This window comes from Mesoterricola sp. MK458 (assembly GCF_055384935.1).
Map to the genome: position 1 here is coordinate 195,896 of NZ_AP045075.1, position 15,069 is coordinate 210,964.

Sequence of the window (15,069 nt, forward strand, 5' to 3'; positions counted from 1 at the left end):
TTGAGCCTCACTTCGTAGTGAAGGTGGACGCCCGTCGCGTTTCCCGTGCGTCCCATGTCCCCCAGGATATCCCCCCGGGAGACCTTCTGTCCCCTTTTCACCCGCACGCGGCTCATGTGGGCATAGAGCGTCTCGACGTGGCTGGAGTGTGCGATGACCACGCCGTTCCCGTAGCGGTCCATCCATCCCGCCTCCACCACTTCGCCATCGGCCGTGGCCTGGATGGGGGTGCCTTCGGAGTTGGTGATGTCAAATCCCGAGTGGTAGCCGAGAAGGCCGTCGCCTTGCTCGTTGACCCGGGAAAAGGGGCTCAGGCGGATCCCGAACCCGGAGCTGAGGTATCCGGCGGTGGGGGGAATGGACGGGGTGTGGTTCCACCGGTCGATGATGGGGTCCATGCGGGCGCGCAGGATGCGGGCCTGGGCGGAGGTGCGCTCCAGGTCCTGCCGGAGCTCGCTGAGCTTCTGGGAACTGGGGGCGGCCTTGGGGGCGCCGGGGGCGGGCTGGATGGCGGGGGCGGGGTTCTTGGGGTCCAGGAGCTTCAGGAGGTCCGACATCTGCTTGCGCAGGTTGGTGACCTCCTCGTCCAGGACCTGGGCCTGGTTGAGGCTCTCCCGCAGCTGCTCCTTCTGGGAATAGGTCTCCCGCTGGAGCTGGGTGAAGCTCATGAGGCGCTTGGTGGCCCAGAGCCCGTACGAGGCTCCGATCATCGCCACGGCCCAGATGCCGGCCACCGTGGCCAGGATGCGCACCAGGATCCGTCGCTCCAGCGACCACCGGAAGGTGCGGTGCGCGAAGACGAACATGACCGTCAGGAATTGCTCCGAATCGGGCCGGCTCAGTCTCAGGCCCCGGCGCTGGACGGTCTTTTTGGTCATAGGACTCTTACCCTACTTCGGTTCCGGGGCCCTGTCGAGCGCGGTTTCCCGCGCGGGTCAGGGCATCGCCCGGCCAATGAACCACTCCGCGGCGTGTCCTGTGAAAAAGATGAGGCCCACGAGGCTGTTGAGCGTGAAGAACGCGTGGTCGATCCGGTCGAGGCGGGCTCCGCGCACCACCCACTGCTCGCGCAGGAGGATGGCGCCCACCAGGGCCCAGCCCAGCCACGGGAGCACGTGCGCCTCCACGTGGACGTTGAAGGCGGCCCAGGAGGCCATGGCCAGCACGTGCAGGAGCCGCGAAAGGGCCAGGGACGTCCCCGGCCCCAGGCGGCTGGGCACGGAGTGGAGGCCCCTTTCCTTGTCGAAGTCCAGGTCCTGCAGGGCATAGATGATGTCGAACCCGGCGGTCCAGGTGAGGACGCCCAGGGCCAGGTACACCACCGGCTCGTCCACCGAGCCGTTCACGGCGATCCAGGCCCCCAGCGGGGCGCCCGCGAGGCTCAGCCCCAGGACGACGTGGGCGAAGGCCGTGAACCGCTTGCAGAAGGAGTAGCCCAGGGTGATGAGCAGGGCCAGGGGAACCAGCTTCCAGGGCAGGGGGCCGAGCCGGCCTGCCGCCAGGCAGAGCACGATGATGGCGGTCCCCAGCAGGGCGTAGGCGCCGGCCCGGGTCACTCGCCCGGCCGGCAGGGCCCGGGAGGCGGTGCGCGGGTTCTCGGCGTCCAGGTCCTCGTCCGCCAGACGGTTGAAGGTCATGGCCGCCGTCCGGGCGCCCACCATGGCCACGAGGATCAGGAGGACCTTTTCCAGGGGCGGCGTGCCGCGGTAGGAGGCCAGGCCGCCCAGGAGGGCGAAGGGAAGGGCGAAGACGGTGTGCTCGAATTTGATCATGTCGAGCAGTTCCGCAACCTGGCCGAGGGGCAGCAGACGGGCGCGGCCGGCCTTGGGGTCAGAGGCTGGGGGGGAGGGGGGGGCGGAGGGCGTTTCCATTGGATCCATGATCCAGCGATTCGAGGCGGATGTCTCGCCCCGGCTCCGGCATACTTCCTGGGGGACGGCCGGGAAGGTATGGGCCACAGAGAACTGCCTTTTGGCGATGCCCAGGCCCAGGAAGCTCTCCAGACGGTCTTTCGGGCCCGGCTCCGGGTGATGGGTCACTTGAAGTTATAGTGCTCCCGTCCTCCGGCGGGCCTGTCGTTCTGAGGTAGCAGTATCTGGGTTTCGAGCGACTGCTTGGGGTCATCAAGGCTCTGGATCCGGATGCGGACCAGGGACGGGGTGTTTCGCACCAGGGGCGGGCGGTAGATGACGGTCTCGCGGCCGGGCTCCGGCTCCTTCAGGGTCAGGTCCCGGACGGGGCCGCGGAACGACCAGGTGAAGCGGTCCCGCTCCGGGCCGTCGATCTCCGCGGTGAGCGTGTAGACCTCGGAAAAGGAAAACCAGCTGGGCTCCTGGATGCTCAGGCGGATGGGAACGGGGTGGCCTGCGGCCTCCTTGATCCAGTTCTGGCCGAGGACCATTTCCAGGACCCTGAAGGTGTCGGCGGGCAGGATCTCGAGGGTGGCTTCTCCCCAGGCTTCGGGGTGCCGGATGCTGGTGGCCCGGATTCGAGCCCTCGCCCAGGGTTCCGCGGGGTCGGCCGTGTAGCGGATCCGCCCGAAGTCCCCGGGCGACAGGACGCCGCCGCCTTCCACGAGGGTCCAGGTCCAGCCTGAGTCCCCGGAGGCGCCCGTGGTCCGGGCCTTCAATTCCACGGTGCTGCCTTGGCGGATGAAGGAGATGCCCGGCACCACCGCCACCGTCACCCGCGCCTCTCCGGGTGCGCCCGCCAAAGCTAGACCCAGGACCCCCATGCGGACTCCGCCCATGGCCATGTCACCTCCCTGCGCTCGCGCGCGTTCTCCAGTCACCCGTTCCGGGCGAGTGCCCAACAGGAATGCGCGGCAGGTCCGGGCGGTTCCGCGGCCGGGCGTGTCGAGAAGTTACTAACCAGCGATTCGAGGCCGCTGTCTCGCCCCGGCTCCGGCATTCCCCCTGGGAGGCGGCCGGGGGGTGTGGCATTCTGGGGTCTATTCCCAAAACTGATCCGGGTGGACCGCGCTGCGATCCGCCTTGCCGATTCCCGGAGGCCCTCTTGAAACCGAACGTCTTTTTCCTGCTCCCGGTTCTCTGGAACGCGCCGATGCAGGCGGCGAAATGGCCGCCCATCCCCCCCGAGGTCTGGGCCCTGAAGGCGGACCCGGCGGTGGCCTCCAAGGGGGCGGTGGTCCTGGAGCGCAAGCTGGACTTCCAGCCGGGCTGGATCGACACCACCGTCCGGGTGCGCATCGTGGGCGAGGCGGGGCTGGCGGCGGCCGAGGTGCGGGACCTGCCGGAACTGGTGCTCTCCATGGATGCCCAGGTGACCTATCCCGACGGCAGGGTGCAGGCGGTGGGCAAGCGCAAGGACATGCTGGTCCGCAAGGTGGTGTCCGCCGAGGACGGCGAGACGATGGAAGAGGTCCTGGTGCCTCCGGGCGTGACCGCTGACTGCGTGGTGGACGTGGCTTGGCGTGAACAGACCGCCTACGGACAGGCCATGCAGATCCGGAAGCCCCTTACGGGCGTCGGCTACCTCCCCAAGCGGTGCGGCAATTTCTGGTGGTGGAGCCTGGGCTCGGCCTACCCCACGCGCGCCGCGGTGGTGCAGCGTTCCAAGGAGTTCTATTGGTCGCTCAATTTGACCACCCCGGGGGGGCAGGAGATGGAGGAGGGCTCGACCTCCATGGGTTACACCTACACGTTCCGTGACCTTCCGGCCTACGCGCCCACGCCGTTTGCGATCCTTGGGCTCCGCCCGGCGCCGAGGGTCGCGGTCTGCCGGCCCATCCCCAGCGTCAGCTACCTCCAGCACGAGGCCTTGGCCTCCGACTATTGGGACAAGGTCACCGAACTGTACTACCAGGACTGGTTCCTGAAGTTCGTGACCAAGAGCGAACCCTACCAGCACTTCTCGGCCGCCCTTCGGGAAGGCCTCACCGGCGGGCCCCGGGCCCGGGCGAAGGAGATCGCCGAACGCCTCAACCGGCGCACGCGAAACCTGGATCAGCTGAACCACGGCGAGAAGGCCGGCTATTTCGACCGCAGCAGCATGGATGGGGGCAAGCTGGCCCTGGGCTCGGCCCGTTTCTACGACCCGATGGATACGTTCAACGCGGCCACCTCCTCCTTAGGCACGGTGATGTCCGATGGGTACGGCCTTGGCGCCAAATACACCATGGACGACAACCGGGTCTCCACGTTGAACTACATGGCCAAGACCGGCGTCGTGGACAACAAGGGCATCACCAGGATGCTGTTCTGCCTTCTCGCCGACGAAGGGATCCCGGTCCAGGTGGGGCTGGTGGCGGATCGGCGCCGCTGGGTGATGGATCCGGATCTGCGCACGCCCTTCCAGTTCACCCAGACGCTCCTGGGCGTGGCGGAGCCGGGCAAGCCCATGTTGTGGCTGGATCCCACCAACCGCATGCTGCCGCCGGGCGAGGTCTCTCCCCAGTTCCAGGGCACCAAGGCCCTGATCATCGACGCGACCACCTGGAAGACCCGTGTGGGCGACATCGGTTTCGACCCCGCCGAGGCCAGCCGCCGCACCCACGTCATCCGGGTGGACGCCACCGGCAAGGAGGCCAAGGTCAACCTGGAGGCCCGGTTCACGGGATCGTCCGCGTTCCTGGCCCGGAATGTCCTGGGGCCGAAGTCCCCGGCCGAACGGGACGAATGGCTCAAGCGGGGCCTGGCCAAGGCGGGCCTGGTCGTGGCCAAGGCGGCGCTGGCCGACACCCTGGACCTGGCCAAGCCCCTTTCCGTCAGCGCGGAGGGAACCCTGGCCCTGGATCCGGGCGCCACCCTCACCTGCAGCCTCTTCCTGGGCCTGGTCTCCGATCTGTACCTGCCCACCGCCATGCCCGAACCCCGGGAGGAACCGGTGCTCCTGCCCTACCTCGGCGTCCAGGAGGCCACCAGCACCGTCCAGGTTCCCTCAGGCTACGTGCTGGCCAAGCCGGTGCAGTCCACCGAGGAGACCCCCTGGGGGAAGGTCCTCCTCGACGTCCGCCAGGATCCCGCAACCGGCGTGATCACCGCGCGATTCGAGGCCTGGACCCTCAGGAGCCTGGGACGCGAGGACACGGGTCTGAAGAACCATCTGGACCTGGTAAGGAACGCCATCCAAGCCAAGGTGACCCTGGTGAAGGAGGCTGCCGGGGCGGGTTCCTGAACCCCGCCTGCGCCACCGCCGTGGCCGGGCCTTCCAGCCCGCCTCAGCCTTCCGGGGGGTAGGCCTTCGCGCCTACCCCCTTGCGCACGTCCCAGAACATCCGGGTGATCCCGATCGTGGCCAGCTGCACGAGGATGACCAGGCCCACGCAGGCGGGCCATCCCCCGAACCCCCACAGGAAACCGGGCAGCTCCGCTCCCGCGCTCCCGCCGATGTAGTAGCAGGTGACGTAGAGCCCCACGGCCAGGGCCTTGTTCTCTCCGGCGGTCATGCCGATGAAGCTGGTGCTGCAGGCCTGGGCCACGAAGACGCCGGAGCAGCAGAGCGCCAACCCCGCGATGACGGCCCCGAGGCTGGGGACGAGGGTGAGGAGCATCCCGGCCACCCCGGCGCCCATGGCCAGGGCGAGGGCCGCACGTTGGCCGTAGCGGTCGATGATGAGGCCGCAGGGGGGAGTCACCGCGGCTCCGAAGAGGTAGGTGCAGAACAGGAGGCTGATGCCCAGGGGGCCCAGGTGGAAGGGGGCGCCGGCCAGGTGGAAGGTGACGTAGGTGAAGGTCGCCACCAGGGTGAACAGGACGCCGAAGCCCACGGCGAAGGTGGCCACCAGCCGGGGGTTCCGGAGGTGCGCGGCGACCCCCGCGGCCAGGGTCTGGTCCGGGGCCCGGCCCGCGAACCGGGTCTCCCGGGGGAGCCAGCCCTGGAGCACCAGGGTGGAGGCGCCCACCATGGCCCCGGTGGCCGCCAGGGCCCAGCGCCAGTTCCAGTGGGAGACGATGATGCCGGAGACGATGCGGCCCGTGAACCCTCCGATGACCGTGCCGGTGACGTAGATGGCCATGGCGCGGCCCACGGCCCCGCCGGCCCATTCCTCCTGCACGTAGGCCACCGTCACCGCGAAGACGCCCGGGGTGAACAGCCCCTGGAAGAAGCGCCAGAAGACCAGGGAGCCCAGGCCGGTGGAGGTGGCGGACAGGAGGGTCGCCAGGGTCAGCAGGCCCGCGGATCCGACGATGACCCGCTTGCGTCCGAGGCGGTCCGCCACGGAGCCGATGAGGGGGGCGGCGATGGCCACGCCCAGGGTCGAGGCGGTGAGGGTGAGGCTCACGGTGGCCTTGCCGGCCTTGAAGAGGTGCTCGAAGAGGGGGAGCAGCGGCTGGGTGACGTACAGCCCCAGGAAGGCGCTGAACCCCGCGAAGGCCACCGCCAGGATCCGCCGGCGTTCCGCGGCCGCGGCCCGCGCGGACGTACCTTCTGCTTCCATCACCTGCGACTCCATGCTCTTCCAGCTTAGAGCAAAGGGGGCCTTGGCGGCCGGCGGCAAGGGGTCCATGCTTTCCGTGTCGGTCGCAGGTCACCCGCCCAAGGAGTCCGCCATGTCCGAACCCACCATCGCCCGCAAGGCCCCCATCAAGGTCGCCGTGGAGGTCGGCAAGACCTACCACTGGTGCGCCTGCGGGAAGAGCGCCAACCAGCCCATGTGCGACGGCTCCCACAAGGGGACCGGCTTCGTCCCCCTGGCCTACACGGCCGACGCCACCGGCGAGAAATGGTTCTGCGCCTGCAAGCACAGCGCCACCAAGCCGCTCTGCGACGGCACCCACAAGAGCCTCTAGGATGGTACCCAGGCCCGTCGCCCAGCTCATCCCCGGCCAGCCCACGGAGGACGGCAACCGCGTGCCCCTCACCCGTCTCGTGCCGGGGCGGGGGCAGCGGGGAGCCGATGCCTTCCGGGCCATGGACCCGTTCCTGCTCATGGACCACTTCGGGCCCATGGTGCTGGCCCCGGGTACGGACGCCGGGTTCCCGCCCCATCCCCACAAGGGTTTCCAGACCCTCACCTACCTGATCCAGGGGGCCTTCCGGCACCGGGACAGCACCGGCGGGTCCGGCCTCCTGCGGCCGGGGGGCGCCCAGCTCATGAACGCCGGGTCGGGCATCGTCCACGAGGAGATGCCGGTGCCCGAGCACCTGGAGACGGGAGGCCCCATCGAAGGGGTCCAGCTCTGGATCAACCTGCCCCGGGCCCACAAGGGGTCCGCCCCCGGCTACACGGACCTGCAGCCCGAGAGCATGCCCTGGCAGGGGATCCCCGGCGGCCGCATCCGCGTCCTGGCGGGTGAATGGGGCGGGTTCACCGGCCCGGCCATCACCCCGGCCCGCATCGCCTACGCCCACCTGGAACTGGAGGCCGGCGCCCGGTTCGAGCAGGGGGTGCCGGCGGGCTGGACCGCCGCGGTGGTGCCCCTGCGGGGAACCGTGACCGTGGGCGGCACCGCGGTGCCCGCGGACACCGTGGCCCTGCTGGGGGAGGGCGACGCCGTCGCGCTTTCCGCGGCGGAGCCGGCCAGTCTCATGGTTCTGGCCGGGGAGCCCATCCGGGAGCCCATCGCCCACTACGGCCCCTTCGTGATGAACACCCCCGAGGAGATCCAGCGGGCCTTCGAGGACTACCAGGCGGGCCGGATGGGTTCACTCTAGGAGGCTGTCCACGTATTCCCCGCGAGGCCGAGGAATACGTGGACAGCCTCCTAGTCGAAGATGGTCCCCCCGCCGGCCACCGTGGCCTGGAGGTGGCGGAGCCAGGTGCGGTCGTGGACCTGCCGGCGGTGGTAGAGGCGGTAGCGCCACAGGGCCATGCCCAGGCTCACGACGCAAAGGGCCAGCAGCACCCCGTGGGGGAGGTGGTCCTCGGGGAGCTTCCAGGAAAGAAGGGCGGCGGCCGCCGCGGTGAGGACGGCCAGGAGGAGGTCCAGGAGCGACCGGGTGCGGAGGGGGCGGAGGTCGTTCCTCTCGATGGCCTTGGAGAGATCCAGGAGGAAATCCTCCTGCTCCTCCCGGTTGAGGAGGCCCCGGGCCTTCTCGGCTTCCAGTTTCTTCAGGCCCTGGATGAGTTCGCCGGCGTAATCGTCCACCCGGGAAACCCGCACGTGCAACATCATGACCGCCTCCCTGGGGAGGGCACGGGGAGCCGGGTTGGTGGGAGGGGGGGAATGGCCTGCTGGCTGCCCGTACGCCTTCCCTCGCCTTCCAGCATACGCCCCACGCCCTCCGGTGAAAGCGAACCCGGTCACGTTCTGACCCTGTTTCGGCCCCGCCGGAGTCCTCCGGTCAGGGGGTGGGGTCGTAGAGGGCCTCGATCCGCGCCGCGAAGGCCTCGTTCACCGCCTTGCGGCGCACCTTCAGGCTCGGCGTGAGCAGGCCGCTGTCGGGGGTGAGCTCCCGGTCCAGGAGGGCCACCTTCCGGATCCGCTCGTAGTTGGAGAACCGGGCATTGATGCGCTCGATCCGGGCCATGATCTTCGCGTTGGCTTCGGGAAGGGCCGCGAGGTCGGCGTCCGAGGCGAAGGCAAGCTTCTTGTGGGCCGCCCAGCGGCGCAGCACCCCGAAATCGGGAACCACCAGGGCGCTGATGAAGTTGCGCCCTTCGCCCACCACCACGGCCTGCTCGATGTACTTGTCGGCCCGCAGGGCGTTCTCCAGGGGCTGGGGGGCGATGTTCTTCCCGCCCGAGGTGCAGAGGATCTCCTTCTTGCGGTCCGTGATGCGCACGTGGCCCGCGGCGTCGATCTCGCCGATGTCGCCGGTGTGGAAATAGCCCTCGGCGTCCAGCACCTCGCGGGTGGCCGCCTCGTCGTTCCAGTAGCCCCGCATGACGTTGGGGCCGTGGCAGAGGATCTCGCCGTCCTCCGCGAGCTTGAGGAAGGGCAGGCCCTCCCACCGGTCCAGGATGGGCCGGCCCACGGAACCGGGCACCATGTCCCCCTTGCGGGAGATGGTGAGCAGGGGGCTGGTCTCGGTGAGGCCGTACCCTTCGTAGAGGGGGATGCCCGCGGCCCAGAAGAACTCCAGGATCCGGGGGTGGATGGCGGCGCCGCCGCAGGCCGCCAGGGCCAGCCTTCCCCCCAGGCGGGAACGGATCTTGCCGAACACCAGGAGGTCGGCCAGGATCCGGCCCAGGTTCAGGAGGAAGGGCAGGGGCCGGTCCCGGTAGCGGTGGGCCGCCATGCGCCGGCCCAGGACCATGACCCAATGGAAGACCAGCTGGCTCACGGGGCCCCCCGCCGCCACCTGCTCCCGCACCTTCCCGTAGAGTTTCTCGAAGATCCGCGGCACCGCCAGCAGGACCTCCGGCCGCACCTCGAGAAGGTCCCGGGCGATGGTCTGGAGGCTCTCGCCGTAGTGGATGGACACCCCGGCGTGGAACATGGTGTAGTGGCCGCCCATGCGTTCGAAGATGTGGGAAAGGGGCAGGATGCTCAGGCACCGCTGGCCGGCCCGGATCTCCAGGACCGCCAGGGCGTCCTTGACGTTGGCGGTCACGTTGCCGTGGCTGAGCATGGTGCCCTTGGGGTCGCCGGTGGTGCCCGAGGTGTAGATGATGGTGAGGAGGTCGCCGGGGCGGACGGCCATGGCCCGGGTCCGGACCCCGGGGCGCCGGGCCTCCAGGGCGGCGCCCTCGGCCAGGAGGTCGTCCCAGCGCAGGAGGGTCCGCCCGGGGGCCGCCGGGGCCTCGCCCGACATGAGCACGACCGCTTCCAGCGCGGGCAGTTCCGGCCAGAGGTCCAGGACCTTGGCCAGCTGGTCCGCCGTGGAGCACAGGAGCCAGCGGGCGTCGCTGTGGCGCAGGATGTGGGCGGTCTGGGGAAGGTTCAGGGTGGGGTACACGGGGACCGAGACGATCCCCGAGGCCGCGCAGGCATAGTCCGCCACGGCCCACTCGGGCCGGTTCTCCGAGAGGATGCCGACCCGGTCCCCGGGGCGGATCCCGTGGGCCTCCAGGGCCAGGGCCAGGCGCTCCACCCGGGCCTGGAGCTCCCCGTGGGAGATGGGCACCCAGACCCCGTCCACGCGGTGGGCGAGGGCGGTGGGGTCCCCCCTTTCCAGACCTGCGTAGAAGAGCTGGGGAATGGTTTCGACCAAGAGGGGGCTCCGGGGGGGATGGGATCGTGGCATGGTAGCAGCATGGACGAACCGGAACACGCCCCGGAGGCGAATGCGGGCCCGCCCCTCCTGGCGGAGGCGGTGGCGGCCTTCGTGCTGGAGCAGCGCGCGCGGGGCGTCTCGCCCCACACCCTGAGGGCGCGGAAGGCGGATCTGGGCAAGCTGCTGGCCCATGCGGCGGGAAGCGGCTGGGACGGCTGGGACGTCAAGCCCCGGACCCTGCGCGGCTTCGCCCTGGAACTGGGGGAGCGCGGGCTGGACCCCGCCAGCCAGGCCCGGATCCTCTCCACGGTGCGGTCCTTCTTCGGGTGGCTCTTCGAGACCCAGCGCATCGGCCAGGACCCCTCCACGGGGTTGCGCAATCCCAGGCTCCCCAAGCGTCTCCCGGCCTTCCTCACCGAGGGCGAGAGCGGCGCGCTGCTGGACCTGCCCGAGCCCGCGGACTTCCCCTCCTCCCGCCTCCGCTGCATCCTCGAGATCCTCTACGCCTGCGGCCTGCGGGTGTCCGAACTCACGGGGCTGGACCTCCAGGACCTCCTCCTGCAGGAACGCACCCTGCGCGTCATGGGCAAGGGCAGCAAGGAGCGCCTGGTGCCCTACCACGCCAAGGCCGCCGAGGTGCTGGAGACCTACCTCGCCTTCCGAAGGGAATTCCTGGCGGCAAAGAACCTGCCCCCGACGGCCGCGGTCCTGGTCAACCAGCGGGGGGGGCGCCTGACCCCCACCAGCGTGCGGGGCTTCCTGGCCCGGGCCCTGGAGGACGCGGCGGTGCGGGCCAAGGTGAGCCCCCACGCCCTGAGGCACAGCTTCGCCACCCACCTCCTGAACCACGGCATGGACCTGAGGGCCATCCAGGAACTGCTGGGGCACGCGAGCCTCAGCACCACCCAGCGCTACACCCATCTGGACCTGGAAAGCCTTGCCAGGACTTACGAATCTGCCCACCCGCGAGCGCGCACAAATTCTAGGGTATGATTCCCTTTCACCTCCCAGGTGACCTAAAGGAACGTGCCGTGGAGTTGCTGGTCGATCGCATTTGTCAAGAACTGTCCCTGCCCCGGGCGGGGGTGGCGGCTGTTACGGCCTTGATCAATGAGGGGAACACGGTTCCCTTCATCGCCCGCTACCGCAAGGAGGCCACCGGCTCCCTGGACGAGGTGGCGATCCGGGCCGTGGAGGAGCGCCTCGCCTATTTCAAGGAACTCCTCGACCGCCGCGAGACGGTCCTGAAGACCATCGACAAGCAGGGCAAGCTCACACCCGAACTGAAGGGGCGCATCGAGGCGGCCTGGTCCAAGACCGAGCTGGAGGACCTCTACCTCCCCTACAAGCCCAAGAAGCGCACCAAGGCCACCGACGCCCGGGAGCGGGGCCTGGAGCCCCTCCTGGACGCCCTGCTGACGGACGCCGACGGCGCCGATCCCCTCATGCTGGCCGCCCCCTTCGTCAAGGAGGACCAGGAAGGCACGGAGACCCCCAGCAAGTGCGTGGAGGGCGCGGGCCACATCCTCGCCGAGCGCCTCGCCGAGGACGCCGACGTGCGCGCCTGGCTGCGCCAGGTGTTCCTGGACACCGGCGTGCTGCACGCCGAGCTCCGCGAGGAGCGCAAGGAGGCCCCGGAGGCCCTGCGCTTCAAGCCCTACTGGCAGTTCCAGGAGCCCCTGCGCAAGATGCCCGGCCACCGGGTGCTCGCGGTGCGCCGCGGCGAGAAGGAGGAGATCCTCACCGTCAAGCTCGCGGTGGACCGGGAGACCCTCGTCACCGGCCTGGTCTCGCGCGTGCAGGTGAACCCGGCCTCGGCCTACCGCATGATGCTCCACGGCGTTTGCGCCGACGCCTTCGACCGCCTCCTGGCGCCCGCCATCGAGACCGACGTGCGGGTCGAGGCCAAGAAGAAGGCGGACCTGGAGGCCATCAAGGTCTTCCAGACCAACCTGGACCACCTGCTCCTGGCGCCCCCCGCGGGCCAGTTCTGCACGCTGGGGGTGGACCCCGGCATCCGCACCGGGTGCAAGCTCGCCATCATCAACCGGCTTGGCCAGTTCATGGACACCGCCACCATCTATCCCCTCGAGCCCAAGCGCGACATCGAGGGCAGCCGCGCCATCCTGGAGCAGCTGGGCGCGAAGTACCCCATCGAGGCCATCGCCATCGGCAACGGCACCGGGGGACGCGAGGCCGAAGCCTTCCTGCGGGAGTGGCTCAGGGACACCGGGCGCGAAGGGGTGCTGTGCGTGTCCGTGAGCGAGGCGGGCGCCTCGGTCTATTCCGCCTCGGACGTGGCCCGGGAGGAGTTCCCCGAGCAGGACGTCACGGTGCGCGGCGCCATCTCCATCGCCCGGCGCTTCCAGGATCCCCTGGCCGAGCTGGTCAAGGTGGAGCCCAAGTCCATCGGCGTGGGCCAGTACCAGCACGACGTGAACCAGACCGCCCTCAAGAAGGGCCTGGACGAGGTGGTGGAGTCCTGCGTGAACCGCGTGGGCGTCGACCTCAATTCCGCCAGCTACCGGCTGCTCTCCTACGTGGCGGGCATCGGCGAGAGCCTGGCCAAGCACATCGTGCAGCACCGGTTCGCCAACGGGGCCTTCCGGCACCGGGAGCAGCTCATGGAGGTGCCCCGTTTCGGCGAGAAGGCCTTCCAGCAGGCCGCGGGCTTCCTGCGCATCCGGGAAGGGGAGAACCCCCTGGACGCCTCCGCCGTCCACCCCGAGTCCTACCCGGTCGTGCAGCGCATCTGCCAGCTGACGGGGAAGTCGGTGCCCGAGCTGGTCGGCAACGACGCCGTGCTGGACGCCCTGGACGCGGCCCTCTTCACCGACGCCCAGTTCGGCGTGGAAACCGTCAAGGACATCATCGCCGAGCTCAAGAAGCCCGGCCGCGACCCCCGGCAGCGCTTCGAGGCGGTGGTCTTCCGGGAGGGGGTGCACAAGCCCTCGGACCTGGAAATCGGCATGGAGCTGCAGGGAATCGTCACGAACGTAACGGACTTCGGCGCCTTCGTGGACGTGGGCGTCCACCAGGACGGCCTCGTGCACCTTTCTGAGATCTCCCACCACTACGTCAAGAACGCCGCCGAGGTCCTCAGCGTGGGCCAGGCGGTGCGCGTGAAGGTGCTGGCCGTGGACCTCAAGTCCAAGCGCATCGGCCTCTCCATCAAGGCCCTGCTCCCCGGCGGCGGCTCGGGCCGGCCCGCGGGCCCCAGGCCCGAGCGGCAGCCCCGCCCCCAGGGCGAACCCCGGGCGCCCAGGCCGCCCCGGCCCCAGGGCGAGCCCAGGGCGCCGCGGCCCCCGAGGCCCCAGGGCGGAGCGCCGTCCCACCCGGGTGGCGCCCAGGCCAATGCGGGCGGAGCGCCGCGGACCGGCGCGGGCAGGCCGGAACGCCGTCCCGACCGGGGCCCCCGTCCCGAGCGCAAGCCCGACGCGCGTCCCCCCATGCGGACCACCGCCCCGGCGCCCATGGCCCCCCAGCCCGCGCCCGGCACGGCGAGCCTGTCCGACCTGATGGCCAAGTACAACCGGGGCCTGCGATGAGGCGAATCCTCGCCGCGGCCGCCCTCCTCCTCGCGGCGGGCTGCGACCGCATGATCTCCCGGGGGCCGGCGCCCGTGTACGCCTCCTGGGAGGCGGGCCTGACCCTGGTCTACGCCCGGCCCGGCGCCGAGGCCACCCAGCGCCTCCAGATGCGGGTGAAGTCCTCCAGCCTGGGCCCGGACGGGCGCACCGTGGTGCGCACCTACGCCAGCTTCACCAACCTCACCGAGGCCACCTTCCGCCTCCAGGACGGCCTCGAGGCCCTGAAACTGGACGGTTCCAAGGAACTGGTGGTGCTTCCCGCGGGCTTCCCGGACCGGGTCTCCCGGTGGGAGGAGCGGGGCATCCTGAACCAGGTGGTGGGCCGGGCGCGGGTCGACCTGCCGGGGGTGAAGCTGCCCGATCCCGATGCCACCGGCATCTGGGTCGAGTCCGTCCCCGCCGGGAACCGGGGCGTGCGGCGCCGGACCCTGCTGGTGCCCGACCTGGGCGAGGTCGAGACCCTGAACCTGATCGACGGCAAGTGGGTGACGGTGAACCGCCTGGTCTCCCAGGGCTTCACCGATCCCCCCGCGGAGGGCGTCAAATGAGCGAGGAGAAATCCGAACACGTCCTGCCCGCGGGCGTGGCCAAGGGGGCCGTCCGGGACAACCTGGAGGTGGTCCTGTTCGCGGTGCTGCTCATCGTCTTCTTCAAGACCTTCGTGGGCCAGCAGTTCACCATCCCGTCGGCCTCCATGCGCAACACCATGATGATCGGGGACCACCTGCTGGTGAACAAGTTCATCTTCGCCCGGCCCCAGTGGGCCTGGGAGGAAAAGCTCTTCCCCATGCGCAGCCCGTCCCGGGGCGACATCATCGTGTTCCGCTACCCCCTGGAGCGCAACAACGATTACGTCAAGCGTCTCGTGGCCCTGCCCGGCGACACCGTGGAGGTGCGGAACAAGCGCTTCTACCTGAACGGCAAGCTGGTCACCGCGGCCTGGGAGCACCACATCGTGGACCGCAAGGAGGGGCCCGTGCCCGGACCCTGGCCCCTGACGCGGGATCCCGGTATCTACGACGACATGCCCCCCACCAAGCTGTGGAACTACGCCGACCCCGAGGTGCTGGCCATGGACCAGCAGGGCCAGGACGGCCTGGACGGCGGGTACCGGGACACCTTCGGCCCGGTCAAGGTGCCCCCCGGCTACCTCTTCGCCATGGGCGACAACCGCGACAGCAGCGCCGACAGCCGCTACTGGGGCTTCGTGCCCATGGACCACCTCCGGGGAAGGCCCTTCATGATCTGGTGGAGCTTCCGGGAGGGGGGGACGGACGACACCCCCGCCAACGTCCCCAAGGGCCCCACGGACGTCCTCATGAATTTCGTGGACGGCGCCCGGCATTTCCTCTCCTGGACCCGCTGGGAGCGCACGGGGACCATTCCTCGCTGAGACATCCCCTGGACACGGGCGGCG

General features: G+C 70.0%; 12 protein-coding genes and 1 pseudogene. 7 read left to right on the forward strand and 6 right to left on the reverse strand.

The features are described from left to right. Positions 1-35: 35 nt before the first annotated feature. From ACZ5LB_RS00860 to ACZ5LB_RS00870, 3 genes and pseudogenes are all read right to left on the reverse strand, one after another. Positions 36-878 (reverse strand): annotated as a pseudogene (locus tag ACZ5LB_RS00860) (peptidoglycan DD-metalloendopeptidase family protein); the annotation flags it as partial. 57 nt (positions 879-935) lie between these two features. Beyond that, positions 936-1,772 carry a UbiA-like polyprenyltransferase gene (locus ACZ5LB_RS00865; RefSeq protein ID WP_464604271.1) on the reverse strand — a complete coding sequence of 279 codons (837 nt, stop codon included), beginning with the start codon at positions 1,770-1,772 and terminating at the stop codon, positions 936-938. Positions 1,773-2,035: 263 nt separating this feature from the next. After that, positions 2,036-2,755 carry a hypothetical protein gene (locus tag ACZ5LB_RS00870; protein WP_464604272.1) on the reverse strand — a complete coding sequence of 240 codons (720 nt, stop codon included), beginning with the start codon at positions 2,753-2,755 and terminating at the stop codon, positions 2,036-2,038. A 260-nt stretch (positions 2,756-3,015) separates the two neighbouring features. Between ACZ5LB_RS00870 and ACZ5LB_RS00875 the strand changes: the two genes are divergently transcribed. Further along, positions 3,016-5,136, forward strand: coding sequence for a hypothetical protein (locus ACZ5LB_RS00875; RefSeq protein ID WP_464604273.1), 2,121 nt, complete (start codon positions 3,016-3,018; stop codon positions 5,134-5,136). A gap of 43 nt (positions 5,137-5,179) precedes the next feature. Here ACZ5LB_RS00875 and ACZ5LB_RS00880 read toward each other — a convergent pair whose 3' ends face one another. Then, positions 5,180-6,400: an MFS transporter gene (locus ACZ5LB_RS00880; protein WP_464604274.1), complete on the reverse strand. Its 1,221-nt coding sequence runs from the start codon at positions 6,398-6,400 to the stop codon at positions 5,180-5,182. 112 nt (positions 6,401-6,512) lie between these two features. Here ACZ5LB_RS00880 and ACZ5LB_RS00885 point away from each other — a divergent pair, with 112 nt between their 5' ends. Both ACZ5LB_RS00885 and ACZ5LB_RS00890 read left to right on the forward strand, forming a co-directional pair. Next, a complete protein-coding gene (locus ACZ5LB_RS00885; protein ID WP_464604275.1) occupies positions 6,513-6,752 on the forward strand; it encodes a CDGSH iron-sulfur domain-containing protein in 240 nt (79 codons plus the stop codon). Position 6,753: 1 nt separating this feature from the next. Continuing rightward, entirely contained in the window at positions 6,754-7,617 is an 864-nt protein-coding gene (locus ACZ5LB_RS00890; protein ID WP_464604276.1) for a pirin family protein, read from the forward strand. A gap of 50 nt (positions 7,618-7,667) precedes the next feature. Here the strand turns inward: ACZ5LB_RS00890 and ACZ5LB_RS00895 are convergent, their stop codons facing one another. Further along, a complete protein-coding gene (locus ACZ5LB_RS00895; RefSeq protein WP_464604277.1) occupies positions 7,668-8,078 on the reverse strand; it encodes a hypothetical protein in 411 nt (136 codons plus the stop codon). Positions 8,079-8,247: 169 nt separating this feature from the next. Beyond that, positions 8,248-10,059, reverse strand: coding sequence for an AMP-dependent synthetase/ligase (locus tag ACZ5LB_RS00900; protein WP_464604278.1), 1,812 nt, complete (start codon positions 10,057-10,059; stop codon positions 8,248-8,250). A 42-nt stretch (positions 10,060-10,101) separates the two neighbouring features. On the opposite strand from ACZ5LB_RS00900, the gene ACZ5LB_RS00905 reads away from it, so the two are divergent. Genes ACZ5LB_RS00905 through lepB form a run of 4 tightly spaced genes read left to right on the forward strand, consistent with a single transcriptional unit; the run spans position 10,102 to position 15,045 of the window. After that, positions 10,102-11,055, forward strand: a complete 954-nt coding sequence (locus ACZ5LB_RS00905; protein ID WP_464604279.1) for a tyrosine recombinase XerC — start codon at positions 10,102-10,104, stop codon at positions 11,053-11,055. Then, a complete protein-coding gene (locus ACZ5LB_RS00910) occupies positions 11,052-13,610 on the forward strand; it encodes a Tex family protein (RefSeq protein ID WP_464604280.1) in 2,559 nt (852 codons plus the stop codon). Before ACZ5LB_RS00905 ends, ACZ5LB_RS00910 begins: the two co-directional genes overlap by 4 nt. After that, positions 13,607-14,200 carry a hypothetical protein gene (locus ACZ5LB_RS00915; protein WP_464604281.1) on the forward strand — a complete coding sequence of 198 codons (594 nt, stop codon included), beginning with the start codon at positions 13,607-13,609 and terminating at the stop codon, positions 14,198-14,200. Before ACZ5LB_RS00910 ends, ACZ5LB_RS00915 begins: the two co-directional genes overlap by 4 nt. After that, on the forward strand, positions 14,197-15,045 hold the full coding sequence (gene lepB, locus ACZ5LB_RS00920) for a signal peptidase I (protein WP_464604282.1): 849 nt from the start codon (positions 14,197-14,199) through the stop codon (positions 15,043-15,045). The genes ACZ5LB_RS00915 and lepB overlap by 4 nt, the downstream gene beginning before the upstream one ends. Positions 15,046-15,069 lie beyond the last annotated feature (24 nt).

What these genes read in the sequence shown, in the direction of transcription:
- ACZ5LB_RS00865 (WP_464604271.1), bottom strand. Translation starts at nt 1,772, where the DNA reads ATGATCAAATTCGAGCACACCGTCTTCGCCCTTCCCTTCGCCCTCCTG.
- ACZ5LB_RS00870 (WP_464604272.1), bottom strand. Translation starts at nt 2,755, where the DNA reads ATGGCCATGGGCGGAGTCCGCATGGGGGTCCTGGGTCTAGCTTTGGCG.
- ACZ5LB_RS00880 (WP_464604274.1), bottom strand. Translation starts at nt 6,400, where the DNA reads ATGGAAGCAGAAGGTACGTCCGCGCGGGCCGCGGCCGCGGAACGCCGG.
- ACZ5LB_RS00885 (WP_464604275.1), top strand. Translation starts at nt 6,513, where the DNA reads ATGTCCGAACCCACCATCGCCCGCAAGGCCCCCATCAAGGTCGCCGTG.
- ACZ5LB_RS00890 (WP_464604276.1), top strand. Translation starts at nt 6,754, where the DNA reads ATGGTACCCAGGCCCGTCGCCCAGCTCATCCCCGGCCAGCCCACGGAG.
- ACZ5LB_RS00895 (WP_464604277.1), bottom strand. Translation starts at nt 8,078, where the DNA reads ATGATGTTGCACGTGCGGGTTTCCCGGGTGGACGATTACGCCGGCGAA.
- ACZ5LB_RS00905 (WP_464604279.1), top strand. Translation starts at nt 10,102, where the DNA reads ATGGACGAACCGGAACACGCCCCGGAGGCGAATGCGGGCCCGCCCCTC.
- ACZ5LB_RS00910 (WP_464604280.1), top strand. Translation starts at nt 11,052, where the DNA reads ATGATTCCCTTTCACCTCCCAGGTGACCTAAAGGAACGTGCCGTGGAG.
- ACZ5LB_RS00915 (WP_464604281.1), top strand. Translation starts at nt 13,607, where the DNA reads ATGAGGCGAATCCTCGCCGCGGCCGCCCTCCTCCTCGCGGCGGGCTGC.
- lepB (WP_464604282.1), top strand. Translation starts at nt 14,197, where the DNA reads ATGAGCGAGGAGAAATCCGAACACGTCCTGCCCGCGGGCGTGGCCAAG.